Below are 24,269 nucleotides of genomic sequence, written 5' to 3'. Positions count from 1 at the left end.
TTTGCTGACTAGCTTATGGCGCCCATCAAGATTACTGCACCGGGCATGACCCGTGATAACGATCGCCTAGGTCTCTCCGCGCTCTGCGCCGCAGCGGTTCTTATACTCGCCCCACTGTCGACATGGGCGAGCGGGCCACTTCGCGACGGAATTTTCTTCGCCTGTGGATTGTTTGCGGCCGCTGCCGCGTTACTTGCATGGCCCCGCGCTACGCTTCGCCAAAATGTGGGTGACATGACAGGCAGCGGCTCAAGCTCGGACAAGAATTTGACGTGGACCGATCTCGCCGCGGCGATGCCCGATCCCGCGATCGTCCTCGATGAGTCGTCCGTTATCCTGAATTACAACAGCGCAGCCCACAACCTCTTCGACCGGCTGCGGCAGGGCGTGCCTCTCGAGCATGTCAATCGCGATCCCGAACTCATCGCCGCCGTTTCAGACGCCCTTCAAAACGGCGAGAAGAGAACGGCGCGTCTCGTACCTCGTGGTGGCGCGGGCCAGCGTCTCATTGCGACGGTCGCGCCGCTCGGTGCCGTCGACCAGCGCCCTCCGATCGCGGCGCTGATCACGATCCATGATGAATCCGAGCAGCACCGCCTGCTCGAAATGCGCACCGATTTCATCGCCAACGCCAGCCACGAATTGCGAACGCCGCTCGCTTCGGTGCGCGGATTCATCGAAACCCTGCAGGGTCCCGCACGAAACGATGAGAAAGCGCGTGAAAGATTTCTCGCCATCATGGCCGATCAGGCCGAACGCATGACGCGATTGATCGACGATCTGCTTTTGCTCAGCCGCGTCGAAGAAAAAGCCAACCTTAAGCCGACGGGACGCGTCGATCTCAATGACCTGATGGAAGACGTTACGCGGTCGTTGATGCCTTTCGCCGAGGAGCGAAGCATTACGATCGACGCCGAGCCCGCCGCCGGTCCACTGGTCGCGATGGGCGACCGCGATGAGTTATTCCAGGTGTTTCACAACCTCGTCGAGAATGCCGTCAAATACGGCCGCGACGGCGGTCAGGTGAAAATCTCACTCTTGAAGAAAACCAGTCCGCGTGATGAGAGCTTTCCTGCACGAGCGCTTGTCTCGATCTCAGATAACGGACCGGGCATTGCGCCTGAGCATCTGCCCCGCCTGACCGAACGCTTCTACCGCGTCAGCGCTGAGCACAGCCGCCGCATCGGCGGCACCGGCCTCGGCCTCGCCATCGTCAAGCATGTCCTCAACCGCCACGAGGCCGAACTTTCGGTCCAATCCGTGGTCGGCCAAGGCACGACTTTTAACGTCGCGCTGCCCGCCTACAAATAAAACTGTTATAAATCAAAAGTGTAAACTGTCACATTTCCATAGCTTGGAGTCGTTAGAACGGGCCTTGCGTTGGATGACAGTGTTATGACTGCCGCCGTTGTACAAGCGACCTAGTCCGAACAGCCTAATTCTTCGCACCGCGCGCCTTGGGGAAGGCCGCAGACGCTCCGGAGGAATGTCCTCATCAGGAGCATCTTTTTAGAAGCCGTCGGACCAAACCCGGTCCTCACATCTTAAAAAGACGTTAACGGACAAAATATAACGCATCAAAAACAACGCGTTAACGTTTCACAAAGGCGTGAACTAACTGGACTACAGAGTGCATGTCGGCTTTGCCCGGCAGATGGAGTGGCGAGGCCTACAGCCCCCGTTCAACAAGGAGACCACGAGTGAAACAGTCTATTCTGGCGCTTTTTGCGGCGCTTGCGGCAACCGCCGCAGTGTCCGCTCCCGTTAAAGCCGACATTTCCGGCGCGGGTGCCACGTTCCCGTATCCGATCTACGCAAAGTGGGCTGACGCCTACAAAAAAGAGACCGGCGTTGGTCTGAACTATCAGTCCATCGGCTCGGGCGGCGGCATCAAGCAGATCATCGCCAACACCGTAACCTTCGGCGCTTCCGACAAGCCGCTCAAGGGTGAAGATCTCGACAAGGACGGCCTCGTCCAGTTCCCGACAGTCATGGGCGGCATCGTTCCGGTTGCCAACCTCGACGGCATCAAGCCGGGCGATATCGTCCTCGACGGCCCGACGCTCGCCAAGATCTACCTCGGCGAAATCACCGCCTGGAACGACCCTGCAATCGTTAAGCTCAATCCTGAGCTGAAGCTTCCTTCGGACGCCATCGCCGTTGTCTCGCGCTCTGACGGCTCGGGCACCACGTTCGTTTGGACGAACTACCTCTCGAAGGTCAGCCCGGACTTCAAGTCGAAGATCGGCTCGAACACGTCGGTTCAGTTCCCCGTCGGCATCGGCGCGAAGGGCAACGAAGGCGTCGCCAACAACGTGATGCAGACGAAGGGCGCAATCGGCTACGTCGAATACGCCTACGCCAAGCAGAACAAGCTGGCTTACACGAAGCTCATCAACAAGGACGGCAAGACCGTTGCTCCGGTTATCACGGCTTTCCAGGCCGCCGCTGCCGGCGCTGACTGGGCTTCGGCACCGGGCATGGGCGTTGTTCTGACAGACGAGCCGGGCGCTGAGTCTTGGCCGATCACGAACCCGACCTTCATCCTGATGCACAAGAAGTCGAAGGATGCGGCCGCTGCCAAGGAAGCTCTCAAGTTCTTCGAATGGGCTTACGCCAACGGCGACAAGTCTGCTGAAGAACTCGACTACGTTCCGCTTCCCGACAACGTCGTCGCGGAAATCAAGAAGAGCTGGGCTGAGATCGTCGGCGAAGACAACAAGCCGATCCTCTCGAACTAAGTCTCGGACGTTGAGAGGCGCTCGCTCTGCGGGCGCCTCTCGGCTCGTCCACAAACTGATGCCTTTATACTGGTGCGGAGCGGAAACTTGACCTTCATGACAGATGCGAATTCGCAAGCGTTGGCGGCGGCGGCGGCCAGACGCAAAGTACTCGAAGGTCTTAAGACGACAGACTCGTTCTTCCGTCTGCTCACCCAATCCTCCGCTTATCTCGTGCTCGTCATCCTCGGTGCGATTTTTGTGTCGCTCATCGTCGGCGGCTGGCTCGCATTCAAGACCTTTGGCTTCAGCTTTCTGACGACCGAAGTCTGGAACCCCGTCACCGAACAGTTCGGCGCTCTCGCCCCGATCTACGGAACGATCGTGACATCCGCGATCGCCATGGTCGTCGCCGTACCGATCAGCATCGGCATCGCCGTCTTCCTGACCGAGTTGTGCCCGATGCCGCTTCGCCGCCCCATCGGCATCGCGATTGAGCTTCTCGCCGGCGTCCCCAGCATCATCTACGGCATTTGGGGCCTGTTCTTCTTTGCTCCGGCTCTCCAGCGCTACATTCAGCCCGAGCTGATCGCATTCTTCAAACCGATCCCGATCCTCGGCAGTCTCTTTGCAGGTCCTCCCTACGGCATCGGCATTCTGACCTCGGCCCTCATCCTCGCGATGATGGTGCTGCCCTTCATCACCGCCGTCTGCCGCGACGTGTTCGAAACCGTTCCCCCTGTCTTGAAGGAAGCCGCTTACGGCATGGGCTGGACGACCCGCGAAGTCGTGAGGAATGTCGTCATTCCCTATACGCGCGTCGGCATCATCGGCGGCGTCATGCTCGGCCTCGGTCGCGCACTCGGCGAAACCATGGCCGTCACCTTCGTCATCGGCAACGCCCACCGTATTTCGGGATCGATCCTGGCGCCCGGCACGACGATCTCCGCCACCATCGCCAACGAATTTACCGAAGCCGTCGGCGACATCTATACCTCGTCGCTGATCGCGCTTGGCCTTATCCTCTTCTTCATCACGTTTATCGTTCTGGCTCTCGCGCGCCTCATGCTGATGCGCATCGAGAAAAAGGCGGGAGCATAATCATGGCCTTGGACTTAGCAAAATATCGCCGCCGCAAATTGCGGAGCACGATCACAGTCGCCCTCTGCTGGGGAGCGTCCGCACTCGGACTGACGATCCTGGCAGTGATCCTCGCGACCTTGCTCTACAAAGGCTTGGCTGGCCTGAACCTTCAAGTCTTCACCGAAATGACGCCGCCGCCTGGAGGCGAAGGTGGTCTCCTGAACGCCATCGCTGGCAGCTTGGTGATGTCCTTCATGGGCGTCATCGTCGGCACACCGATCGGAATTATGGCCGGCACGTACTTGGCCGAATATGGCCGCTTCAGCAAAGTGTCGTCGGTGATCCGCTTCATCAACGACATTCTGTTGAGCGCTCCCTCGATCGTGACGGGCCTTTTCGTCTACGAAATTCTTGTCCGCACCATGGGGCACTTCTCGGCAATTGCTGGCGCAGTCGCTCTGGCCATCCTGGTCATCCCGACGGTCGTGCGCACCACGGAAAACATGCTGTTGCTGGTGCCGAACCAGCTCCGCGAAGCCTCATCCGCGCTCGGAATGCCGCAGTCCCTCGTCATCCGCAAAGTGGCATACAAGGCCGCTCGCGCCGGCATGATCACGGGCGTGCTCCTCGCAATTGCCCGCGTCAGCGGCGAGACGGCGCCGTTGCTGTTCACGGCCCTTAACAATCAGTTCTGGAGTAGCGACCTTAATGCTCCGATGGCGAGCTTGCCGGTCGTCATATTCCAATATGCCCTGAGCCCATACGAGGATTGGCAACGCCTCGCCTGGACAGGTGCATTGCTCATCACCGCGGCGGTGCTCACGCTCAGCATTGCTGCACGTTGGTTAAGCTCTTCGAGGACGGTGAAATGAACGTAATGTCAAAAGACGTCGGTACCGGACTGACTGAGAAAATTTCGGTTCAGGACCTTAAATTTTATTACGGCACCTCGTTGGCTCTGAAGGGCATTTCGCTGCCCCTCTACGAGCGCCAGGTCACCGCATTCATCGGTCCGTCGGGTTGCGGCAAGTCCACGCTCCTGCGCGTTCTGAACCGCATGTACGATCTCTACCCCGGCCAGCACGCCGAGGGTAAGATCATGTTCGACGGTGAAAACATCCTCGACATGAAGGACCTGAACCTCCTGCGTTCACGCGTCGGCATGGTGTTCCAGAAGCCGACGCCGTTCCCGATGACGATCTACGAAAACATCGCGTTCGGTCTTCGTCTCTATGAACGCCTGCCGAAATCGGAACTCGACGGCCGCGTCGAGTCCGCCCTCGAAAAGGCAGCCCTCTGGAAGGAAGTGAAAGACAAGCTTCACTCGAGCGGTCTCTCGCTCTCGGGCGGCCAGCAGCAGCGCCTGTGCATCGCCCGCACCGTCGCCATCCGCCCCGAAGTCATTCTCTTCGACGAACCCTGCTCGGCTCTTGACCCGATCTCGACCGCGAAAGTCGAAGAGCTGATCGACGAGCTGAAGCACGAATTCACGATCGCGATCGTCACCCACAACATGCAGCAGGCCGCGCGCGTTTCTCAACGCACTGCATTTATGTACCTCGGCGATCTCGTCGAATTCGGCATCACGCAAAAGATTTTCACAAACCCAACCGATAGTCGGACTCAAGACTACATCACCGGCCGCTTCGGCTAGTGCATGGCGTTGAGGCCCATCAGAATTTCAGGATTACCGCGATGAACGAACATACCGTGAAGTCATACGAAGACGAATTGAAACTCCTCGATCGTCGCATCGCCCAGATGGGTGGCTACGCCGAGAAGCTTCTTGTCCAGGCGATGGATTCGCTCGAACGCCGTGATCCCAAGCTCGCCGAGAAGGCCGTTGCCGACGACGACATGGTCGATCAGCTCGAACGCGAACTGCAAGAGCAGGTGATCGTGATGATCGCCCGTCGCCAGCCGCTCGCTAACGACCTTCGCCACATCATGACCGTCGTCAAGATCGCGGGCGATCTGGAACGCATCGGCGATCTCGCCAAGAACATTGCCAAGCGCGCTCTCACGATCGCAGGGGAAGCCTATCCCAAGCCCCTGATGACCGGCATGCGTCACATGACGGAGATGGTCCAGACGCAGCTCAGAGACGTACTCGACGCCTTGACGTCGCTCGATGCCGAGAAGGCGATGGAGGTTTGGCGTAACGACCAGCAGGTCGACGCCATGTACAATTCGCTGTTCCGCGAACTTCTGACATACATGATGGAAGATCCGCGCAACATCGGCATCTGCACGCATTTCCTCTTCGGCGCCAAGAATATCGAACGCATCGGCGACCACACGACCAACATTGCCGAGAACGTCTACTACCTCGTTCACGGCGTTCCGATCGCCGACGACCGGCCGAAGGGTGACAAGACCTCTTCGACCTTGATCACGCCGAGGCAGTAAGCAAACTTCCCCCGAAAGCAACAATGATCCGATACCATGCCAGCTAAGATTATCGTTGTTGAAGACGAAGCGCCTTTGGCCGAGCTTCTGAAGTACAACCTTCAGTCGGAAGGCTACGACGTCGTGCAAGCCGCCGACGGCGAGGAAGCAGAGCTTCTGCTTTCTGAGCAAAGCTTCGATTTAGCGGTGTTGGATTGGATGATCCCGAAAATTTCGGGGATCGAGCTTTGCCGTCGCCTCCGCAATCGCGCCGACACCCAAAGTTTGCCGATCATTCTGCTCACCGCCCGCGGCGAGGAAGCCGACCGCGTGCGGGGCCTTACGACCGGCGCCGACGACTACGTCACGAAGCCGTTCTCCGTTCAGGAGCTGATGGCACGCGTGAAGGCACTCCTCAGGCGCGCGTCGCCTGAGCGCATGAGCGATATTCTCGTCTCCGGCGAGATCGCGATGGACCGCGGCGCCCACAAGGTCACCCGCGGCGTTCGCGAAGTTCGCCTCGGTCCGACCGAATACCGTATGCTCGAAGTCTTCATGGAAAGCCCCCGCCGTGTCCTGTCGCGAAGCCAGCTTCTCGACCGCGTCTGGGGTCAATCTTCCGAAGTCGACGAAAGGACGGTCGACGTCCATATCGGCCGCCTCAGAAAATCTCTGATCCGCGGCAACGAAAGCGATCCGATCCGCACGGTTCGCGGCGCCGGCTATGTTTTCGACGGCCGTGAAGCCGAAGCCCCGGCGCAATAGGCGAGAATCTCATTCTCGGGCTCGTCCCGAGGATCCATCGATCCATACACAAACGCTAATATGCGCCACTCAGCTCTGCGCCGTAAGACAGTTCGAGAGATTGCGCGCGACACCGCGCATGAGCTCGAAATAGAGGTTAGGGCCAGGCGTCAGCATCTGCCCCTCGACGTCGAGCGCGCCGGATCGCGCGTGCGTTCCCTCAGTCACCGACGCAACGAGATTGGGCTGAAAGTTCGGCTCCGTAAAAACGCAAACCGCGCCAAGCGACGAAATCTTGGCTCGAACCTCCGTCAACCGCTTCGCGCTCGGCGGCACGTCGGGGCTGACCGTAATCGAACCGACCGCCTCTAATCCGAAGTGATGCTCGAAGTATTGCGTCGCGTCGTGAAAAACGATGAACGGCTTGCCGCGAGAGCCCTTGAGTTCGTCCGAAAGCTCGCGGTCTAGTGCATCGAGATCTGCGTCAAGTGCCGCCTCGTTGCGTTTCACCTTATCCGCGTATTCCGGATAGCGCGCCGCAATCGCCTTGGCCGCTATAGCGGCGATCGCCTTGGCGTTCGCGGGATCGAGCCAGAGATGGCCGTCTTTGCCGTCTTCATCATGATCGTCGCGATCATCGTGCGCCCCCGTACCAGCCTCTTCGTGCCCGTGCTCGTGCTTTTCAAACGTCCCACCGTGACGCTGATCGAGAAGTGTCACGCCGTCCGAACCCGCAATCGTCACCACCGTCACGCCGGACGGGAGCGCCGTGACGATCTTCCTCGTGAACGGTTCGAGCGTGTCAGAAACGCGAATGAACACATCCGCCTCGTTGATCGCCCGCGCCGTTGACGGCTTCAGCGTGAACGTATGCGGCGAAGCGGAACCATCGACGACAAGCTGCGGCGTTCCGATCCCCGCCATGAGCCGGGTTACGAGAGAATGAACGGGCTTGATCGTGACGACGACCTTTGGCGTTTCCGCCGCGTAAGCCGTTGTCGCGCCGGCCGCTATCACCATCGACGCCAAAGCAACGAAAGCGTCGAAACTCCGTGCTGGCAAACGGCTCATAGGCTCACTCCGGTCATGCAAAAGAGTATAATATAACCGTCGACGTTCACCGCGCAACTCTACCGGCGAATTGGCCTAGGCCCGTCTAATCGCTCGCGACGTCGCATTCTCGCCACGTTCGATGTGCGTTTCCTAAAATCAACTCCGGGATTCGCCGGCTTGGTACAGCACAGGGTTCGAGGCCGATCTTGCATAAGACCATCAATACCTGTCGCCGTCTGGTGGCCGCTGGGCTCGCGCTTGCCGCGCTCGTCGTGCCGGCATCTGCTCATCCCCACATGTGGGTTACATACGAAATGACGGTCGACTACGACAACGGCGCGGTCACCGGCGTCGATCACGTCTGGAGCTTCGACGACTCGTACGCCGCGATGGCCCTTGAAGGCCTGGATACGAACAACGACGGCAAATACGATCAGCACGAGCTAGAGCCGTTGCTGAAAGTCAATATGGACGGCCTGAAAGAGTTCAACTACTTCACCGTCGCCAAACTCGGCGAAGAGCAGCTGGCATTTTCCGCGCCTTCCGGCGCCCATCTTGAATACGTGAACGGCGTGCTCCGCTTGTTCTTTCATCTGTCGTTGGCGAAACCCGTGCTCGCCGATGCCGATGGGCTGACGTTCGCCGTCTTTGATCCCTCCTACTTCATCGATTTCGAACCAGAGCAAACAAACGCCGTCAAACTTGCATCGGCCCCTGCTGGCTGCTTCGCGACGGTCCTCGATCCGGACGCCGAGAAGCAGGATGAGCAGGCCAAGAAGCTCGGCGCCGCGATGGCCCAACAATTCGGCGCAGGCGTCGTCGGTTTCGGCTCATACAAAACCGTCGCGGTCAGCTGCAAGAAGTCATGACCGTCCCGGTTTGGAGCGACCATTAACTAGTGAGAAAGTTTTCCCACGGCCGCCGGTTCTTAATGAATTAGAAAGCATGGGTTCCTTCGCTCACACGCGGTGAAACTCAATGCGCTCAACCCTTCGCACCCTTCTGATCACCGCGCTGATGTTCGCGCCCGTCGCGACCTCTCGCGCCGACATCGACACCGACGCCGCCATCCCCGGCGGCACGCTCGAACTCGTCGTCGTCGAAGCCGAGGGATGCATTTATTGCAAACTCTTCCGCCGCGACGTCCTCCCCGCCTACGAGGCGTCTGCTCAGGCCAAGGATTTGCCCGTTCGCTTCGTCGACATCAACGATATCGAGGCCGACAACCTGGAATTCAAATCCGGCGTCGACATCGTGCCGACGTTCGTCGTGGTTAAATCGCGTCACGAGGTCGGGCGAATTTCGGGCTACGTCGGCCCGGAAAACTTTTTCCATTCGATCAGCTATCTGCTGGCGTCGGGGCCTTGAGGGCGCCGGAACGCCGCGATACGGCTTGAAGCGGCCTGAAATTGACCGCGACAACTCAATCGAGGCACCATAAGTCCCAAATCCCCCAGGGAATGACACCGGAAACCCTTGTAAACTCCGGCCTGCTCCTGTACCGACGCGGTTTCCGTTTTCGGGGCCTTTGGACGCCATTATGAGCCGGATCAGGCCGCACGTCGGCATTATCATGGGAAGCCAGTCTGACTGGCCGACAATGCAGCACGCCGCCGACATTTTGACCGAACTGGGCGTTCCCTTCGAAACCAAGATCATCTCGGCCCACCGGACGCCCGACCGGCTCTACGGCTACGCCAAGGGGGCCAAGGCGGCAGGGCTTAAGGTCATCATCGCGGGGGCCGGCGGCGCAGCCCATCTTCCCGGCATGACCGCTTCCATGACGATGCTGCCCGTCCTTGGGGTGCCGGTGGAATCAAAGGCGCTCAAGGGCCAGGACAGCCTTTACTCGATCGTCCAGATGCCAGCCGGCGTCCCGGTCGGCACGCTTGCCATCGGCGAAGCAGGCGCCAAGAACGCCGGCTTGTTGGCGGCCGAGATCCTCGCCCTTTCCGATCCCGCGCTCTCGGAACGGCTCGAAGCCTGGCGCCAGCAACATTCGGCGGACGTCGCCGAGACGCCCGTTCAGGGTTGAAGACCACAGCGATGACCGCTTTTCCTCCCGGCTCGACCATCGGCATTCTCGGCGGCGGACAATTGGGCCGCATGCTCGCGTTGGCGGCCGGTCGCCTTGGTCTCAAGTCGCACATCTACGCGCCCGAGGCCGATAGCCCGGCGTTCGATGTCGCCGCGTCTCATACGATTGCCGCCTACGAAGACGAAGCGCAGCTTGCGAAGTTCGCCAAGTGGGTCGACGTCGCAACCTACGAATTCGAAAACATTCCGGTCAGCACCGTCGAATTCCTGTCGGCACGCATTCCGGTGCGGCCCGGTGCGAAGGCGCTTGCCTGCGCCCAAGACCGTATGAACGAGAAATCGCTCGCGCGTGAGCTTGGCGCGATGACAGCCGACTTCTCCGCCATCGACAGTTTCGCCGATCTTGAAAATGTCCTCGACAAAGGCTTCGCGGTTCCGTCCGTCCTGAAGACGCGCCGCTTGGGTTACGACGGCAAGGGTCAAGCGAAAATCCTCGCGCGCGCCGACGCCGAAGCTGCATGGACTGCGATGCGCGATCAACCGTCGATCCTCGAAAGCTTCGTCAATTTCCGCGCTGAAGTGTCCGTCGTTGCGGCCCGCGCGCTCGACGGCACATTCAAAGCCTTTGACGTGACCGAGAACGAGCACCGAAATCACATTCTGCATCGCTCCGTCGCCCCCGCGCCGCTCAACGCCGACGTTGCGGCCGAAGCCGTCGCCATCGCGGAGAAGATTGCGGAAAAACTCGATTACGTCGGCGTCTTCGCAATCGAATTCTTCATCGTTCCGGACAATGGTCACGACCGTTTGTTCGTCAACGAGATGGCGCCCCGCGTCCACAACTCCGGTCATTGGACGATGGACGGCGCCTTGACCTCGCAGTTCGAGCAACACATCCGCGCCGTCGCAGGCTGGCCGCTCGGCTCAACCGGCCTCAACGCTCCCGGCGCCGAGATGATCAACCTTATCGGCGACGATATCCTTACCTGGGAAAAGATCGCCGCTGAGCCCGGCGCATTCTTCCATCACTACGGCAAGAAGGACGCGCGTCCCGGCCGCAAGATGGGCCACGTTAACAGGCTGCTGCCGAAGAAGCCCGCTTAAGACCGAGCCTCACTCCGCGTCCGCGAAAGCATCAAAGCATCGAACTTTCGAACGGCTGATCCAGCGTTCGCTCATCGCCGCCAAGCGTATGCCGAGCGATGCGCCACGCACCATTCTGCAGCGCGAACTCCGCAACGAAGCGGCCGCCGAGAAGATCGCGCGTCCCTTTCCGCTGGCCCGTAACGCGATAGAGAATGAAGCCGTTGACGACTGCCGTATTACAACCCGGCGTAACGCTCATCGAAACGACGGCGGGTTGCGGATGCCGCGCGAGCAACCCGGTGTAATAGTTCCGGATCGCTTTCTTGCCGACCAGAGGCTGCGCCCCTTTCGCGGTGATAAGCGTCGCGTCTTCGGCATAGAAATCGGCAAGCCTTCCTGCCGATCCCGATGCAACCGCCGCATTCCAGCTATCGAAAGTCTGCGAAATCGTCTGCGGTGTCGGCTTAACGCAAGACATCTCATCGGCGCGTGCATAGTGCGCACCGAGAAGCGCGGCCGTGACGAAGACGGTCATATGAAAACGGAAAGCGGCAGACTTTGCGAAGGTGTCGATGTGCAACGATGAAATCATGGCGATACGTTCCTATCCTTCCCTCGAAGGCTTTCCCGTCGCGATTGTCCCAGTCGATCGATCGGCTGTTGTTATGAAAGTGCTTCGCACAAATCCTGATTGCACTGCGCTAAATCAATTGCCCGCATTTGATCTTGTTTTTACGTGCGAGGCCGGTTTCGGTTGCAGGTCGAGCGATCGTTTCGGCAGCGGCCGCGATCGCTTCAACAGCACATCATAGCGATAGGCGTCGAACACGACGCTCTTGGTCGGCACCAGCAAAAAGTAGCGAGACCGCGCCCCGGGCGAACAGAAGTTTTTTTTGCGCAGGCATCTCGACCCATGACGCATTTGCGAATGGCGCGCCGCACACAACCGCACCAAGGCTCAACATCGCATCCCGGCGTTGTATAACGAAGGCGGCAGCGAAATCCGTCGTTTGCAAATGCAATGCCGTCCGATTTATATCTAATTCGTCGTTTGCCGTAGAACTTGGGAACCCCATGGGGCGAACACCGTTGGGGTGTTATTGTCGCGCTGGTGCGCCCCCAACCGCAGCATCCAACGACAAATCACGCCCAAATAAAAGGAGCCACAATGAAACGCATATTCGTGTTCGTGTTGGCGCTGATGGCGATGTTCGCAATGCCGATCGTCGCTGAAGCGAGACACGGAGGCCACCACGGCGGCGGAGGCCATCACATGGGCCATCGCGGCGGCGGCGGCCATCACTTCGGCGGACACCGCGGTTTTCGCGGCGGTCATCACTTCCGCGGCGGACGCCATTTCCGTGGTGGACGGCATTGGAACGGCGGACGGCACTGGCGCGGCCACCGCGGCCATTGGCGTGGTCACCGCCGCTACTGGCACGGACGCTGGTGGGCTTACGGAGTGGGTAGCTGCTGGCGCTGGTCGCCGTACTACGACCGCTTCGTTTGGGTCTGCTACTAACGCGCTCTGAACGCTCAGACGCTATCAAAGGCCAAGACGGCTCCGCTTTTCGCGGGGCCGTTTTTTTAACGACGTACAACCACCCCGGTGGGCGCGCCTCGGCCTCCCCACACTTGACACGGCATCGCGACCATGGCGATTGACGCGAAGACACTTCGAAATTTTGAAATCAGGAGATGCGGGCGATGGATACCAAATCAGCCATTATCGGAGTTCTCTCCGTCGCCGTTGTTGTCCTCGGATATCTCCTCTGGGACGCAAACCAGACGAAGGTGCGAGTCGATCTTCCAGGCATCAAGATTGAGGGGCGTTGATCACTTCGACTAGCAAGTCGTCATCCCGGCGCAGAGTGGGATCAAGTCCGACTCGACGAACCATCTGCCCGCCTAGACTCCGGCCTCCGTCGTGGTGACGGAAGATGAGCGAACCAGACGAAGTCGCGGGTCGATTTTCAACGAGCAAAAGTCATTTCAACGAAACCGTGTTGACACCCATCTTGCCAGCAGATTCTGTTCCTACTTCCGGGTCGAGACTTGCTCTTCACCCAACCCCCGCACCTCTTCCTTCACCCGAATATCCGCGATGATGCGGTCGAGCAGCAGGCATGTGCGCTTGAATAAATCCGAACTCTTGCGGTAATCCGCGCCGGCGTAAAAATCGCAGCGGCCTGCTTTGAAAAGCTCGACGCACTTCGCGGCGCTCTCATGCGGATCATGAACCGCGATCGCGTGGCCGCCGTTCTTCTTCAGCAGCGCCATCGACGGCACGTCCGTGTCGCCATCGCCGAAATAGATAAAGTTCGAAAACGGGATCGGCCGGTCATCTTCGGGCATGTGCACGTTGATACTCTGCCCCAAATCCTCGATGCCTTTGTTGATGCGGAACAGAAACTGCGTCTTGCCGGTGTCGGAAATAACCCGCTTCGGAAACGGCAAATCGTAAGCGTCGAACCAGTATTCGCTCGCGAACACGTTCGCGAAATGCGGATAGATCTTTGTGCCCTCGATGATCTCCGTCAGCCCCGACGACACGAGGTAATGCTTGACCGCGATATCCGCCCCGCCGGAGTGCTTCTTGACGTAGGCGTGCATGGCGTCGAACCACGCCTCGACGCCCGGATAAAGCTCGACGGTCTTTCCCTGCGCGACGAGATCGGCGCGGTCGATGCGCACGTTCTTCTCTTTCGCCTTCTTGTACATCAGGTGCATGTAAGTGATGAGCGGGTCGGCGCGCTCGGCCTTGGCGACGCGCGTGCACTCGGCCCAAAATTCTTTCGGCTCGATGCCGAGCTTCGGCAGGAACGAATATTCCTGCATCGGCTTCGGCGACAGCGTGCCGTCGAAATCATAAACGAGAGCGATGGTTTTCTTATCCGGCGCTGAAGCTTTATTGACGCGCGCAGCCCCACTTCGCGGAGCCGACCGTACGCGCGGACCTGCGTCGACGGCCTCGACATTGCGGCTCTTGACGCCGCGCCCACCAACCCGCTCGACCATCACCGATCTCCGCTCTCGACTTGTAGAGCGGAGGAAAGCCTGATTCGGGTGGCGCAAGAAAGTCTGCGGCCTCAGTCGCCGTTGGGCTCCGCGTAGATTTCCTCGCGAACCTGCGCGTAACTCAGCACCGAGAATAACACCGTGCCCCCAAACACATTGCCCGCAAGCGTCGGCATGAAGAATCGGAATATCGCGGTTTCGAGCGTCACCGCGCCCGTCAGCACCCCGTAAAGCGCCTCGGAACTCCCGGCGACGATGTGCGTGAAACCGAACAGCGCGATCAAATACGTGAGCAGCGTAATGACGAAAAACTCGACGCGCTCCGTCGACGATAAAATCCAGACGAGCGCCGCAATCAGCCAGCCCGCGCCGATGCCCTTGGCAAACATCTCGCCCGGCGAATTTCCCATCACCTTACCGACGATCTTCGACAGTTCGCCCGCGACGTCGGACGGCACGATCGGTAGGAACGCGAGCGCCAGCGCGAAAATCAAACAGCCGACGATGTTTGCCGCTAGTACGATGCCCCACAGCCGCACCATCCGCAAAAACCAGTGCATTTGCTTGCGCGCCATGATCGGCAACACCGCTGTCAGCACGTTTTCGGTGAAAAGCTGCTGATGTCCGAGAATGACAATCAGGAAGCCGACTGCATAACCGAGCTTGGCGACGACCGCAGACCAGGGCGCCTCGGGAAGATGCGCCGCGAGGGCGGCCTCCGTCAGAAACGAAAAACCGATCGAAATGCCGGCCGCAACGCCCGACCACCACAAGGCCGACACCGGGCGCCGAAGCTCGATCTCGCCTTGGACCCGGATGATCTCATAGACGACGGCAGGCCGATGACGCACACCCTCGCGGACTTGCTGCTTTTCCTTGCGGCTGAGTCCAGACCCTGGATGTGAGTCGGACGATTTCGAGGACGTCTCGTCCTGTGCCGTCTCGACTTCATCTTTGGGAGCTTTGCCCGCCATTGTCAGTGCTTGCAATCCGGGCCGTGGACGTGGCCCGGAAGGCCGTGCGCGACGCCATGATCGTGATCATGTCCGTGGTGATGATGATCGTGCCCGTGATCGTGGCTATGATCGTGTCCGCAGCCGCATTCGTCGCCATGCTCGTGATGATGATGCGCTTCCGGATCGACGAGCGCCGCCGCGAGCTTACGCTCGAGCGTAATCGACATCTCGCGCGGACTGTCCTTGTCTTCGATCAGCAGCGCCATCACTTCCGCGCCGAGCCGGAAATCATCGACGGCACCGAGGTAATGCCGGCGCAGCCGTCCCTGCCGGTCGAACAGAAGAAGCGCCGGCGTTCCCTGCAGCTCATAGGCTTTCATCGTCTCTGGCTGGCCGTCTCCGCTCGGCTTGTCGAGCGCGACAGGAATGGTGATGCCGTTGTCGCTGAGGTAGGCTTCGACCTTCTCCGGTGTCTGTTCGTCGAACCGCTCGAACGGCATGTGCAGCCCGAACACCGCCACTTCGCCGTCTTCGAAGGCCCCGCGCAGACGCATCGCCTGCGGTAGCCCGAATTTCAGCGAGCCCGGACAGACTAGCTGCCAGATCGCGACGACGATGACCTTGCCCTTCTCGGCCTTGAGCGTGCGCTTCGATTCTGAGTTGAGCCAGCGCTGTGCGACGATCTCGGGCGGGCGTTCGGGGTTGAACATGCAAAAACAATCCTCGGCTGATTTGACACTTATATAGCATCGCGAAGCCCGGCGTGCAGGGGGCTTGGACGTCCGGGCGGGACTTCAGTCGCAGTCGCCCGATTTCTCAAATCCGATCGGCGCCGCCTTTTCCGAGCACGCAAATTCGGCCGGAACAGCGCACGGTTCGGCGGGATTCGGCGAATAAATGCGAAAATGTAGCGGGCAACCGCGCATCACGTTATAGGCCGAAACGCACGCCGTTGGCGGCGGCAGGGGTTCCTGCGATTTCGATTCCAGTGTCCAATTGGCGCGCTTCGCCCAGCGGTCTTCGATGATCGAAAGCGTCGGCGTCTTGGCTTCCGCACGTTCCGCCAGCGCGTCCGGCGTCTGCCGCGCGGGGGGGATCGCCAGCAGGAACCGCCCCGAAGGCTCGCGATATCCGATCAGGACGGCGCCGTCGTTCGGACACGCCGCAATCGCCTTCGCGATCATCCGCGCCGGCCAGATTTTATCGATGCCCGGCAGAACGACGCCGAGCAGCGTCAGCCCGAATAGCCCTAGCGCTGCGACACCGAGGAAGGCCCAGCGGCGCAACTGCCCCTCGCGGCCGAGACGCCCCGTCCAAATGAACAGACCAGCAATCACTGCAACGAGAAACCAGGCAAACAGGCTTGGCGTCTCTCCCGCGAACGCATAGATGGCCGCAAAGATCGTCAGCGGGAGTGCCGCCAATGCCGTCGGCCAAATTGAGAACCCGCTCCATTCCGGATGCTTCCCCTCGCCGCGTTCGTTCGTAACGACCATCGCGACAGCAAGCGCCAGCGCCGGAAACATCGTCTGCACCATGTAGGTGCCGGGCTTCGATGACAGCGCTTCGAGATAGATGATATAGCCGATCACCCACGCGAGGAGAAAGCGCGGCAGGCGTTGATCGCGCGTCGCCCAGAACCGCTTGAATGCCGTACCGAGCAGCATCGTGCCCGGAAGGAAGCCGAGCAGCATCGCGAGCACGAACGTGCCGGGGAAAGCTCGAAGCTTCATGTCCTGCGCGCCGCCCAGCGCCGCGAGAAACTCGCGCCAAGTCATGCCCGAAAACGCGACGCCGTCCTGATGCGCACGAACCATGATCCACGGCGCGCCAAGCAGAAGCGCGATTGGAACGCCGATGACCGGCCGCAGACGCTTCAGCCACACAAGATCGCGCTCGAAAACATACAGCGCAATGACCGTCACCAAAACGAGGATCGGAACCAGAAGGGCATTGATCAGGACCCCGATGCCGACAGCCGCCCAAAACAAAAGCGCCGTTCCGATAGGCTCCTCGGCATTCGTATAGATGCGTGCCAACGCCAGCATGGCGATCGTCGCCGGTAGCAGCGACAGCCCCTCTGCGATGGCGAGTTGAGAAACGAGCACTGTCAGTGGAGCGACAGCGAAAAGCGCGGCCGCGATCAGCGCCGTCTCCGCCCCGACCAGACTGCGTCCGAGCCAAAAGAGCGCGAGAACCGTCATCATCACCGCAAGGATCGACGGAATCCGATAGACGACGATGTCTCGATCATGAGAATTTCCGGCAAGCCATCGCGCCGCACCCTGCGCCCAGTACGTGCCGATGGGCCGATATTGATGGATGACGCCGCCGAAACGCGGATCTACCCAATCGCCGCGAGCCACCATATCCCTGGTCGTCTCCGACCAAATGATCTCGGTGCGATCGACAGCCGGCAAGCGCATGACACCAGGCAAATAGACGACGAGGCACATCGCCACGAGCGCCAGTGACGGCATCCAAGGCTTTGCCGCCAAAGTCGCCCACCAGTTCCACATTGTGCGCTGGCGCTCCACCACGAATGTCCCCTCGAAACTTGACATGCTTTCGGAACTCGGGTGTTTGCGCATCCAAATGACAAAACGCAAGGGCCAACGTCCGAATGCCAGGAAAATCGGCTGATCACGCCGCCCGCAAGTCGCGGCTTATCGAACTCATCAAATTGCGGTCTTTCCAGGAAGGACCGGAATTCAAGCTGGCATCCGGTAAAACCTCGACTTTTTACTTTAATATGAAGCCCACGATGCTCGACAGCGAGGGCGCCTATCTCGTGGCGTCCCTGATCCTCGATCAGCTCCAAGGCACCGAAGCCGACTTCGTTGGCGGCCTTGAAATGGGCGCCGTGCCGATCGCGTCGAGCGTCGCAGCCGTTGCGTTCACGGAAGGGCGGAACCTGTCGGCGTTTTTCGTGCGCAAGCAGGCCAAGGAACACGGCACGCAGTCGCTCGTCGAAGGATTGGCGAAGGGCGAGAGCATGTCCGGCAAGAAGGTCGTGGTGGTCGAGGACGTAACGACGACAGGCGGCTCAGCTCTCAAAGCCGCCGAGGCATTGAAGACCGCTGGCGCCGATATCGTCCGCGTCATCACTATCGTCGACCGCCTCGACGGCGCGGCCGAGACATTCGCGAACGCCGGCCTGAAATTCGAGCCGCTGCTGACGTTAGCGGATTTTCGGAGCTAGCGAACACGCTGCACGACAACCCCCGACATTAAGCCGAAGATGACAACGACGGCAGCTGTCCCGGCTACCCAATATATGTCTTCAAAAACGCCCCCACTCGCTCCCACGCAAGTTCCGCACAGTGACGATCGTGGACAGAGCGCTGCTCATTCATGAAGGCATGGCTCGCGTCGTAGCGGTAAATCTCGGCCGTCTTGCCAGCGGCTTTGAGCCCTGCCTCGAAGGCGTCGACCTTTGCCGGCGTGATGTAATCGTCGCTGTTGGCGAAGTGTCCCTGCAATGGCACCTTCACGTCGGCGGGCTTCGCAACGGATTCAGGCGGTAAGCCGTAGAACGGAACGACTGCTGAAAATTCCGGTGCGCGCGAAGCGGCGAGTATGGCAACAGCGCCGCCCATGCAAAAGCCCGAGACGGCAACCTTTGGGCTCGAACGCAATAGAAACTGAGCAGCGCCACGCACGTGCTGATCCGCAGCTTCGAGAAAATTCAGCGAGTTCATTTCGCGGCCGGCGGCTTCGGCATCGTGATAGGGAACGACGACGCCGTTGAATAGGTCGGGCGCCAGCGCATCGTAACCCGCAAGCGCGAAGCGATCGCAAAGACCTTTGATCTGATCCTGCAGCCCCCACCACTCCTGGATAACCACAACGCCCGGCGCGTTTGCTTTCCCCGCGAGCGAAAGGTAGCCCTCGGCAGTTTTTCCATCGGGACGGGTGAAAGGAATACGGGTGCCCATGATCTGACGCTCCAGTTTAAGCCGGCGCGCCTTTCTAGGCACCAGGACGCCGATGATCAACGCCCGAGGCGACGCACCATGGCGCCGCATCGGGGACATGTCGCTCGCAACGTCATGAACGGCGCGGAGACTACTCCGCCGCGACCACCCGATTGATGACGGGGCTCGCCTTCATCACGTCGGCATCGACGTAGGCCGCGAACTTCGCGAAGTTGTCATGAAACATCTGCGCGAGTTTTGCGGCCATCGCGTCATAGGCCTTCGGATCGCTCCAGGTCTCGCGCGGATTGAGAATCTTCTCGGAGATCCCATCCATTGCCACCGGAACAGAAAATCCGAAGACCGGATCGATCCTCATCGGCAGCTTTTTAAGTTCGCCCGAGAGCGCCGCATTCAGCAGCCCGCGCGTCACCTTAATTGGCATGCGCGAACCTTCGCCGTACTTGCCACCGGTCCATCCCGTGTTGACCAGCCAGCAATCGACCCCGTGATCGGCGATCAGCTTACGCAGCAAATTGCCATAGACGCTCGGATGGCGCGGCATAAACGGCGCACCGAAGCAGGTCGAAAACGTCGGCTTCGGTTCCGAGCCCATGCCTTTCTCGGTGCCCGCAACCTTCGCCGTGAAGCCCGAAAGAAAATGATACATTGCCTGGCTCGGCGTCAGCTTCGCGATCGGCGGCAGTACGCCGAAAGCATCGGCCGTGAGCATGACGATATTCTTCGGATGCCCCGCCGTGCCAGTCGGACTGGCGTTGGCGATGGCTTCGAGCGGATAGGCCGAACGCGAATTTTCCGCCAAGCGGTTGTCGTCGAAATTAGGCACACGCGTCTGCGGATCGATGACGACGTTCTCCAAGACCGTCGCAAAACGGTTCGAGGCATCCCAGATCTGCGGCTCCGCCGCTTTCGACAGGCGGATCGTCTTCGCGTAGCAGCCGCCCTCGAAATTGAAGATTCCCTTTTCCGACCAGCCGTGCTCGTCGTCGCCCAGAAGCTCACGAGATGGATCGGCCGAAAGCGTCGTCTTGCCTGTTCCCGACAGGCCAAAGAACACCGCGGAATCGCCGTCCTTGCCGACATTCGCCGAGCAGTGCATCGGCATGACGTTTTTCTTCGGCAACAAATAGTTCAGATACGAAAAGACGCTTTTCTTGATTTCGCCAGCGTAGCTCGTTCCACCGATGAGCACGATGCGCTTCGTGAAATTGCACGCGATAACGGTCTCGCTGCGTGTCCCGTGATAGAGTGGCGCAGCCCGAAAGCTCGGCAGATCGACGACGGTGAAGTCGGCCACGAAGTTTTCGAGTTCGCCTGCCGCCGGACGTCTCAGAAGGTGGCGAATGAACAGCGATTGCCAAGCGGTCTCGGTCAAGATGCGCGTATTCAGGCGGTGCTCGGCGTCGGCGCCCGCGTAAAGATCCTGAACGAAGATTTCCTTGTGGCGCGCAAAGCTGACGAAATCGGCGAGCAAGCGATCAAACTGCTCCTCCGACATGTCTTTGGCGTTATCCCACCAGATCGCGCCATCGGTCGCGGCGTCGCGCACGATATATTTGTCTTCGGCCGAGCGCCCCGTATGTTGCCCCGTCTCGACGCCGATTGCACCGCTCTCTGTGAGCCGGCCTTCGCCACGCCGAACGATGAATTCCATCAGCTCGGCTTCGCGAAGATTGCGGCGAACCTTCTGAGACGGCAGGGTCGGAAACAACTCGGTCATAGATTGTTGCCTCATAGAAAAACGCTGGCGGCGCGGAGCATCAGCAAACACACCGGCACAAGCAAAGAATGTGTAACTCGCCCTTATGTGCCGTACAAATTCGGCCGCCCCGGCGGACTTGAGGCGCTGTAGACGGACCAAAGCTACAAACTCAAGCCGTGCTTAGGTCCTAGCTGGATTAGAACCCGCAAAATCCGGTAACAGTATGTTACCGCTCAAATTTTTCCGAACGGTCGTCTTTGTGCGGAACATGGGTCGAATATAGGCGGCAAACAAGCAGAAATATGCACTTGTGAGCATAGAAATCGCCCCCATTGCTTGCCGTCGGCGGTCCACTCGCCTATTCAGGTGCTATTCAGCCTCCGGAGCCCATTGGACGGAGCGCCACAATTGGTACACCATGCCGCCATATGCGCCTTGAGGGGCGCGGCGCGCATCCCGCCGCGGCCGAGGGGCAGAAGAGGAAAAGATGAAGGAAAAGAGCACGATCGCGCTCGTCGATGACGAGCGGAACATCCTGACCTCGCTGCGGATTGCATTAGAGGCCGAGGGGTACAAGGTCCGTACCTACGGAGACGGTGTCTCTGCGCTCGAAGCCCTCACGGAAGAACCTGCCGATCTTGGAATTTTCGACATCAAGATGCCGCGCATGGACGGTATGGAGCTTCTGCGCCGCGTCCGCCAGCAGTCGGCGATGCCGGTCATCTTCCTCACCTCGAAGGACGAAGAGATCGACGAATTGTTCGGCCTCAAGATGGGCGCCGACGATTACATCGCGAAGCCTTTCTCGCAGCGCCTGATCGTCGAGCGCGTCAAGGCTGTATTGCGTCGTGTGGCACCCAAGGACCCGACGCAGACCGAAGACGAAGCCAAGCGCGTGCTCGAGCGCGGCAAGCTGAAGCTCGACCCCGAACGCCATACCTGCCATTGGGACAACAAGCCCGTCACACTGACGGTCACGGAATTCTTGATCCTTCAGGCCCTGGCGACACGGCCCGGCGTCGTCAAGACGCGCGACGCGCTGATGGATGCCGCCTATGACGATCAGGTTTATGTCGACGATCGGACGATCGACAGCCACATCAAGCGACTGCGCAAGAAGTTCAAGCAGGTCGATGACGACTTTGATGTGATCGAAACACTTTACGGCGTCGGCTACCGCTTCAAGGAGTGAGGGGCCGATAAGCCACCGGGGACGGGATGGCACGAGACAGCAACGACATCGCAGCGGCGACGGCGCTCGAAAGCCCCGCAGGCGAAATCGGTGCGCCCGAAGCTGCTAAAACGCGGCCGAAATTCAATGCTCGCGCGTTCCTGCTGCGCGCGGCAACGGCAACGGGCAGCTGGCTGGCGAAAGGCTGGATCGCGCGCGCCATCGGGAAAAACCTGAGGCGCCGCATCCTTCTCGCCAACCTGCTCGGCTTGGCGGGGCTTTTGTTCGCCATGCTGTACCTCAGCCTCCATCATGGCTGGCTGCTGGACGCGAAGGTTGATGTCGTCAAAACAGTCTCGCGTATCGCAGCCGAGGCCATTGCCTATCGCGCCGTAAACGAGCGAGCGATTTTCGACCCCAATCGCATTCCAGAAAAGTCGCCGTCTCGCGCCCAGCGCGACGACGCGTTCGCGGCCCTCGAGTTGCCGATAGATCCGCATCAGGCTGCAATCATCTTGAGGAAGCTCGTCGGTCCAGCCGATCTCAAGGCGCGCATTTATTCGTCCAAAGGCACGCTGATCCTCAACGGCGATACGCTATTTTCAAATGACAACACTCGTGATCCCCCAACTGACGTCAATGACCCCGCACCGCGCTTGAAGAACTTCTGGACGCGCCTGCACTACTGGGTGATCAACAAGGAACTGAAGGTCTATCGCGAGCTCGGAACCGCGAACGGGTTCCTATATCCAGAAGTCAGGAACGCCGCCGTCAACGGCATTGAAACGCCGATTTTGCTGCTCAATCGCCGTGGCCAGCAAATCGTCTCGATGGCTGAGCCGATCAAACGCGGCAATAAGATCCTCGGCGTCCTGCTGATATCGACGAATCCCGGCGACATCGACGATATTCTCTGGGACGAGCGCTGGTTGATCTTGCAGATCGCCGCGATGGCGCTCCTCGTCGCGATCGGTAGCTCGCTCGTTCTCGAACGAACCGTCGCAGGACCGATGCGGCGCCTTTCGGATGCAGCCAATCGCGTGACGCAAAACATCTCCGCACGCGAACAGCTGCCGGATTTGACGAGCCGCCGCGACGAAGTCGGACAGACGGGCCGCGCCTTCGTCGCCATGACGGCGGCACTTTACCGGCGCATCGAAGCAAGCGAGAAATTTGCCGCCGACGTCGCTCACGAACTGAAAAACCCCCTGGCCGCCGCGCGCTCGATGGCCGAGTCAATGGCGTATGCGAAATCAGATTCCGATCGCAACGCCCTCTTACGGGAAATCCAGGCCGAGTTGAAACGCCTGAACCGCCTAATCAACGATATATCGAGCACCTCGCGTCTCGACGCCGAGCTTGCTCGCCAGGAAATGCAGCCAATCGACATTCGCAATGTGCTGGAGGCGATCAACGGGCTGTTCGTCGAAATGCTATCCGACGACAGCCGCAAACTCCGCTTGTTCGTTGAGCCCGGCTCCGCATCGTCCTACACCGTACGCGGCAACGACAGTCGCCTCGGGCAAGTGTTCACCAACCTCATCGACAATGCCCTGTCCTTTTCACCCGAAGGCGCGCCGGTAACCGTTCGCGCCCGGCCCAACGGCAACAAAGTCGAGATCACGGTCGAGGACGAAGGAACCGGCATTCCACAAGACAAGCTTGGTCAGATCTTCGACCGGTTTTATAGCGACCGCCCCCTCACCGATGCCAAACGCGGTAAGAATTCGGGATTAGGCCTCTCCATTTCGCGTGAAATCGTAGCCAGCCACAACGGCGAGATCTTTGCGGAAAATCGCAGCGTGAGCGACCTCCAAGCGCGAAGTGGCGCTCGTTTCACGGTCCTTCTGCCGCTGTCTCCGATCGCGGGAGCCGGGCTTGTCTGGAGAAGTTGAACGCGTTCACGCAACGGCGATCGCACTGGGTCGTCGCGCGGTGCTCATTCGCGGGGCGTCAGGAACAGGAAAATCCGATCTCGCTCTCCGGTGCCTGGCCCTCGGTCCCTCCGCGATCGTCCGGGAACCCATAAACTTCGTGGCCGATGATCAGGTTATACTAAAGCATCAGGGCTCGGAATTGCTGGCGAGTGCTCCCCCGTCCCTGCTCGGCAAGCTTGAAGTTCGCGGCCTTGGCATCCTTGAGGTTGATGCCATCGCCGAGGCAAGCCTCGTGCTTGTCGCTGACCTCGTTCATGATGGCAGCATCGAAAGGTTCCCGGATCCCTGGCCTTTCGCCAGTATCCTGGGCTTCGACATCCCCGTGGTCCGCCTATCACCTTTCGAGAGTTCGAGCCCGGTCAAACTTTTGAAGGCTATCGACATGGCCCCACGGACACGTATCAACTTAAAGGCCTAAACCCGATCCAGAAACCGC

The 24,269-nt window shown here is 59.8% G+C and carries 25 protein-coding genes; 17 read left to right on the top strand and 8 right to left on the bottom strand.

The annotated features are described in order from the left end of the window. The first annotated feature begins 234 nt into the window (after positions 1 to 234). From WC811_RS01925 to phoB, 7 genes are all read left to right on the top strand, one after another. Entirely contained in the window at positions 235 to 1,311 is a 1,077-nt protein-coding gene (locus WC811_RS01925; RefSeq protein WP_372640340.1) for an ATP-binding protein, read from the top strand. Positions 1,312 to 1,700: 389 nt separating this feature from the next. After that, positions 1,701 to 2,741 (top strand): phosphate ABC transporter substrate-binding protein PstS, encoded by a 1,041-nt coding sequence (gene pstS / locus WC811_RS01920; RefSeq protein WP_372640338.1) that lies wholly within the window; start codon positions 1,701 to 1,703, stop codon positions 2,739 to 2,741. Between the two features lie 87 nt (positions 2,742 to 2,828). Continuing rightward, positions 2,829 to 3,821 (top strand): phosphate ABC transporter permease subunit PstC, encoded by a 993-nt coding sequence (pstC, locus tag WC811_RS01915; protein ID WP_372640336.1) that lies wholly within the window; start codon positions 2,829 to 2,831, stop codon positions 3,819 to 3,821. A gap of 2 nt (positions 3,822 to 3,823) precedes the next feature. Continuing rightward, positions 3,824 to 4,675, top strand: a complete 852-nt coding sequence (gene pstA, locus WC811_RS01910) for a phosphate ABC transporter permease PstA (RefSeq protein ID WP_372640334.1) — start codon at positions 3,824 to 3,826, stop codon at positions 4,673 to 4,675. Next, positions 4,672 to 5,457: a phosphate ABC transporter ATP-binding protein PstB gene (gene pstB, locus WC811_RS01905; RefSeq protein WP_372640332.1), complete on the top strand. Its 786-nt coding sequence runs from the start codon at positions 4,672 to 4,674 to the stop codon at positions 5,455 to 5,457. The genes pstA and pstB overlap by 4 nt, the downstream gene beginning before the upstream one ends. A gap of 41 nt (positions 5,458 to 5,498) precedes the next feature. Continuing rightward, the gene (gene phoU / locus WC811_RS01900; RefSeq protein ID WP_372640329.1) at positions 5,499 to 6,212 is read left to right on the top strand and encodes a phosphate signaling complex protein PhoU; all 714 of its coding nucleotides are present in this window, start codon (positions 5,499 to 5,501) and stop codon (positions 6,210 to 6,212) included. Positions 6,213 to 6,248: 36 nt separating this feature from the next. Next, entirely contained in the window at positions 6,249 to 6,956 is a 708-nt protein-coding gene (gene phoB / locus WC811_RS01895; protein WP_372640327.1) for a phosphate regulon transcriptional regulator PhoB, read from the top strand. Positions 6,957 to 7,025: 69 nt separating this feature from the next. Here the strand turns inward: phoB and WC811_RS01890 are convergent, their stop codons facing one another. After that, complete coding sequence (locus WC811_RS01890) at positions 7,026 to 8,006, bottom strand: zinc ABC transporter substrate-binding protein (RefSeq protein ID WP_372640325.1); 981 nt, start codon at positions 8,004 to 8,006, stop codon at positions 7,026 to 7,028. Between the two features lie 188 nt (positions 8,007 to 8,194). On the opposite strand from WC811_RS01890, the gene WC811_RS01885 reads away from it, so the two are divergent. From WC811_RS01885 to WC811_RS01870, 4 genes are all read left to right on the top strand, one after another. Continuing rightward, a complete protein-coding gene (locus WC811_RS01885) occupies positions 8,195 to 8,857 on the top strand; it encodes a DUF1007 family protein (protein ID WP_372640323.1) in 663 nt (220 codons plus the stop codon). 109 nt (positions 8,858 to 8,966) lie between these two features. Beyond that, on the top strand, positions 8,967 to 9,356 hold the full coding sequence (locus tag WC811_RS01880) for a thioredoxin fold domain-containing protein (protein ID WP_372640321.1): 390 nt from the start codon (positions 8,967 to 8,969) through the stop codon (positions 9,354 to 9,356). A gap of 172 nt (positions 9,357 to 9,528) precedes the next feature. Beyond that, positions 9,529 to 10,023, top strand: coding sequence for a 5-(carboxyamino)imidazole ribonucleotide mutase (gene purE / locus WC811_RS01875; protein ID WP_372640319.1), 495 nt, complete (start codon positions 9,529 to 9,531; stop codon positions 10,021 to 10,023). Positions 10,024 to 10,034: 11 nt separating this feature from the next. Beyond that, positions 10,035 to 11,129: a 5-(carboxyamino)imidazole ribonucleotide synthase gene (locus WC811_RS01870; protein WP_372640316.1), complete on the top strand. Its 1,095-nt coding sequence runs from the start codon at positions 10,035 to 10,037 to the stop codon at positions 11,127 to 11,129. 31 nt (positions 11,130 to 11,160) lie between these two features. Here the strand turns inward: WC811_RS01870 and WC811_RS01865 are convergent, their stop codons facing one another. After that, positions 11,161 to 11,703, bottom strand: a complete 543-nt coding sequence (locus WC811_RS01865; protein WP_372640313.1) for an SgcJ/EcaC family oxidoreductase — start codon at positions 11,701 to 11,703, stop codon at positions 11,161 to 11,163. 576 nt (positions 11,704 to 12,279) lie between these two features. On the opposite strand from WC811_RS01865, the gene WC811_RS01860 reads away from it, so the two are divergent. Then, positions 12,280 to 12,633, top strand: a complete 354-nt coding sequence (locus WC811_RS01860; RefSeq protein WP_372640311.1) for a hypothetical protein — start codon at positions 12,280 to 12,282, stop codon at positions 12,631 to 12,633. 185 nt (positions 12,634 to 12,818) lie between these two features. Then, positions 12,819 to 12,947, top strand: a complete 129-nt coding sequence (locus WC811_RS01855) for a hypothetical protein (protein ID WP_372640309.1) — start codon at positions 12,819 to 12,821, stop codon at positions 12,945 to 12,947. 201 nt (positions 12,948 to 13,148) lie between these two features. Here the strand turns inward: WC811_RS01855 and WC811_RS01850 are convergent, their stop codons facing one another. The 4 genes from WC811_RS01850 to WC811_RS01835 form a co-directional block, all read right to left on the bottom strand. After that, entirely contained in the window at positions 13,149 to 14,129 is a 981-nt protein-coding gene (locus WC811_RS01850; protein WP_372640307.1) for an HAD family hydrolase, read from the bottom strand. A gap of 71 nt (positions 14,130 to 14,200) precedes the next feature. Then, positions 14,201 to 15,103, bottom strand: coding sequence for a formate/nitrite transporter family protein (locus tag WC811_RS01845; RefSeq protein ID WP_372640304.1), 903 nt, complete (start codon positions 15,101 to 15,103; stop codon positions 14,201 to 14,203). A gap of 2 nt (positions 15,104 to 15,105) precedes the next feature. Then, positions 15,106 to 15,795 (bottom strand): TlpA disulfide reductase family protein, encoded by a 690-nt coding sequence (locus WC811_RS01840; protein WP_372640301.1) that lies wholly within the window; start codon positions 15,793 to 15,795, stop codon positions 15,106 to 15,108. Positions 15,796 to 15,879: 84 nt separating this feature from the next. Next, on the bottom strand, positions 15,880 to 17,649 hold the full coding sequence (locus WC811_RS01835; RefSeq protein WP_372640298.1) for an ArnT family glycosyltransferase: 1,770 nt from the start codon (positions 17,647 to 17,649) through the stop codon (positions 15,880 to 15,882). A gap of 59 nt (positions 17,650 to 17,708) precedes the next feature. On the opposite strand from WC811_RS01835, the gene pyrE reads away from it, so the two are divergent. Beyond that, the gene (gene pyrE / locus WC811_RS01830) at positions 17,709 to 18,287 is read left to right on the top strand and encodes an orotate phosphoribosyltransferase (protein WP_372640295.1); all 579 of its coding nucleotides are present in this window, start codon (positions 17,709 to 17,711) and stop codon (positions 18,285 to 18,287) included. Between the two features lie 64 nt (positions 18,288 to 18,351). Here pyrE and WC811_RS01825 read toward each other — a convergent pair whose 3' ends face one another. Then, positions 18,352 to 19,023 (bottom strand): dienelactone hydrolase family protein, encoded by a 672-nt coding sequence (locus tag WC811_RS01825; protein WP_372640292.1) that lies wholly within the window; start codon positions 19,021 to 19,023, stop codon positions 18,352 to 18,354. A gap of 130 nt (positions 19,024 to 19,153) precedes the next feature. After that, positions 19,154 to 20,743, bottom strand: a complete 1,590-nt coding sequence (locus tag WC811_RS01820; protein WP_372640288.1) for a phosphoenolpyruvate carboxykinase — start codon at positions 20,741 to 20,743, stop codon at positions 19,154 to 19,156. Positions 20,744 to 21,212: 469 nt separating this feature from the next. On the opposite strand from WC811_RS01820, the gene WC811_RS01815 reads away from it, so the two are divergent. The 3 genes from WC811_RS01815 to WC811_RS01805 are packed head-to-tail and all read left to right on the top strand — an operon-like array spanning position 21,213 to position 24,251. Further along, complete coding sequence (locus tag WC811_RS01815; RefSeq protein WP_372640286.1) at positions 21,213 to 21,917, top strand: response regulator transcription factor; 705 nt, start codon at positions 21,213 to 21,215, stop codon at positions 21,915 to 21,917. 26 nt (positions 21,918 to 21,943) lie between these two features. Then, a complete protein-coding gene (locus tag WC811_RS01810) occupies positions 21,944 to 23,791 on the top strand; it encodes a stimulus-sensing domain-containing protein (protein ID WP_372640284.1) in 1,848 nt (615 codons plus the stop codon). After that, the gene (locus tag WC811_RS01805; protein WP_372640282.1) at positions 23,775 to 24,251 is read left to right on the top strand and encodes an HPr kinase/phosphorylase; all 477 of its coding nucleotides are present in this window, start codon (positions 23,775 to 23,777) and stop codon (positions 24,249 to 24,251) included. The genes WC811_RS01810 and WC811_RS01805 overlap by 17 nt, the downstream gene beginning before the upstream one ends. The last annotated feature ends 18 nt before the right edge of the window (positions 24,252 to 24,269 follow it).

Origin of the sequence: Hyphomicrobium sp. (assembly GCF_041659645.1) — a bacterium.
In the GTDB taxonomy this organism is placed as follows: Bacteria; Pseudomonadota; Alphaproteobacteria; order Rhizobiales; family Hyphomicrobiaceae; genus Hyphomicrobium_B.
The sequence above is the reverse complement of the archived record's forward strand: the minus strand, read 5'-3'. Positions and strand labels throughout refer to the sequence as shown.

What these genes read in the sequence shown, in the direction of transcription:
- WC811_RS01925 (WP_372640340.1), top strand. Translation starts at nt 235, where the DNA reads ATGACAGGCAGCGGCTCAAGCTCGGACAAGAATTTGACGTGGACCGAT.
- pstA (WP_372640334.1), top strand. Translation starts at nt 3,824, where the DNA reads ATGGCCTTGGACTTAGCAAAATATCGCCGCCGCAAATTGCGGAGCACG.
- pstB (WP_372640332.1), top strand. Translation starts at nt 4,672, where the DNA reads ATGAACGTAATGTCAAAAGACGTCGGTACCGGACTGACTGAGAAAATT.
- phoU (WP_372640329.1), top strand. Translation starts at nt 5,499, where the DNA reads ATGAACGAACATACCGTGAAGTCATACGAAGACGAATTGAAACTCCTC.
- phoB (WP_372640327.1), top strand. Translation starts at nt 6,249, where the DNA reads ATGCCAGCTAAGATTATCGTTGTTGAAGACGAAGCGCCTTTGGCCGAG.
- WC811_RS01890 (WP_372640325.1), bottom strand. Translation starts at nt 8,006, where the DNA reads ATGAGCCGTTTGCCAGCACGGAGTTTCGACGCTTTCGTTGCTTTGGCG.
- WC811_RS01880 (WP_372640321.1), top strand. Translation starts at nt 8,967, where the DNA reads ATGCGCTCAACCCTTCGCACCCTTCTGATCACCGCGCTGATGTTCGCG.
- purE (WP_372640319.1), top strand. Translation starts at nt 9,529, where the DNA reads ATGAGCCGGATCAGGCCGCACGTCGGCATTATCATGGGAAGCCAGTCT.
- WC811_RS01870 (WP_372640316.1), top strand. Translation starts at nt 10,035, where the DNA reads ATGACCGCTTTTCCTCCCGGCTCGACCATCGGCATTCTCGGCGGCGGA.
- WC811_RS01865 (WP_372640313.1), bottom strand. Translation starts at nt 11,703, where the DNA reads ATGATTTCATCGTTGCACATCGACACCTTCGCAAAGTCTGCCGCTTTC.
- WC811_RS01860 (WP_372640311.1), top strand. Translation starts at nt 12,280, where the DNA reads ATGAAACGCATATTCGTGTTCGTGTTGGCGCTGATGGCGATGTTCGCA.
- WC811_RS01855 (WP_372640309.1), top strand. Translation starts at nt 12,819, where the DNA reads ATGGATACCAAATCAGCCATTATCGGAGTTCTCTCCGTCGCCGTTGTT.
- WC811_RS01850 (WP_372640307.1), bottom strand. Translation starts at nt 14,129, where the DNA reads ATGGTCGAGCGGGTTGGTGGGCGCGGCGTCAAGAGCCGCAATGTCGAG.
- WC811_RS01845 (WP_372640304.1), bottom strand. Translation starts at nt 15,103, where the DNA reads ATGGCGGGCAAAGCTCCCAAAGATGAAGTCGAGACGGCACAGGACGAG.
- WC811_RS01840 (WP_372640301.1), bottom strand. Translation starts at nt 15,795, where the DNA reads ATGTTCAACCCCGAACGCCCGCCCGAGATCGTCGCACAGCGCTGGCTC.
- WC811_RS01835 (WP_372640298.1), bottom strand. Translation starts at nt 17,649, where the DNA reads ATGTCAAGTTTCGAGGGGACATTCGTGGTGGAGCGCCAGCGCACAATG.
- pyrE (WP_372640295.1), top strand. Translation starts at nt 17,709, where the DNA reads ATGCCAGGAAAATCGGCTGATCACGCCGCCCGCAAGTCGCGGCTTATC.
- WC811_RS01825 (WP_372640292.1), bottom strand. Translation starts at nt 19,023, where the DNA reads ATGGGCACCCGTATTCCTTTCACCCGTCCCGATGGAAAAACTGCCGAG.
- WC811_RS01820 (WP_372640288.1), bottom strand. Translation starts at nt 20,743, where the DNA reads ATGACCGAGTTGTTTCCGACCCTGCCGTCTCAGAAGGTTCGCCGCAAT.
- WC811_RS01815 (WP_372640286.1), top strand. Translation starts at nt 21,213, where the DNA reads ATGAAGGAAAAGAGCACGATCGCGCTCGTCGATGACGAGCGGAACATC.
- WC811_RS01810 (WP_372640284.1), top strand. Translation starts at nt 21,944, where the DNA reads ATGGCACGAGACAGCAACGACATCGCAGCGGCGACGGCGCTCGAAAGC.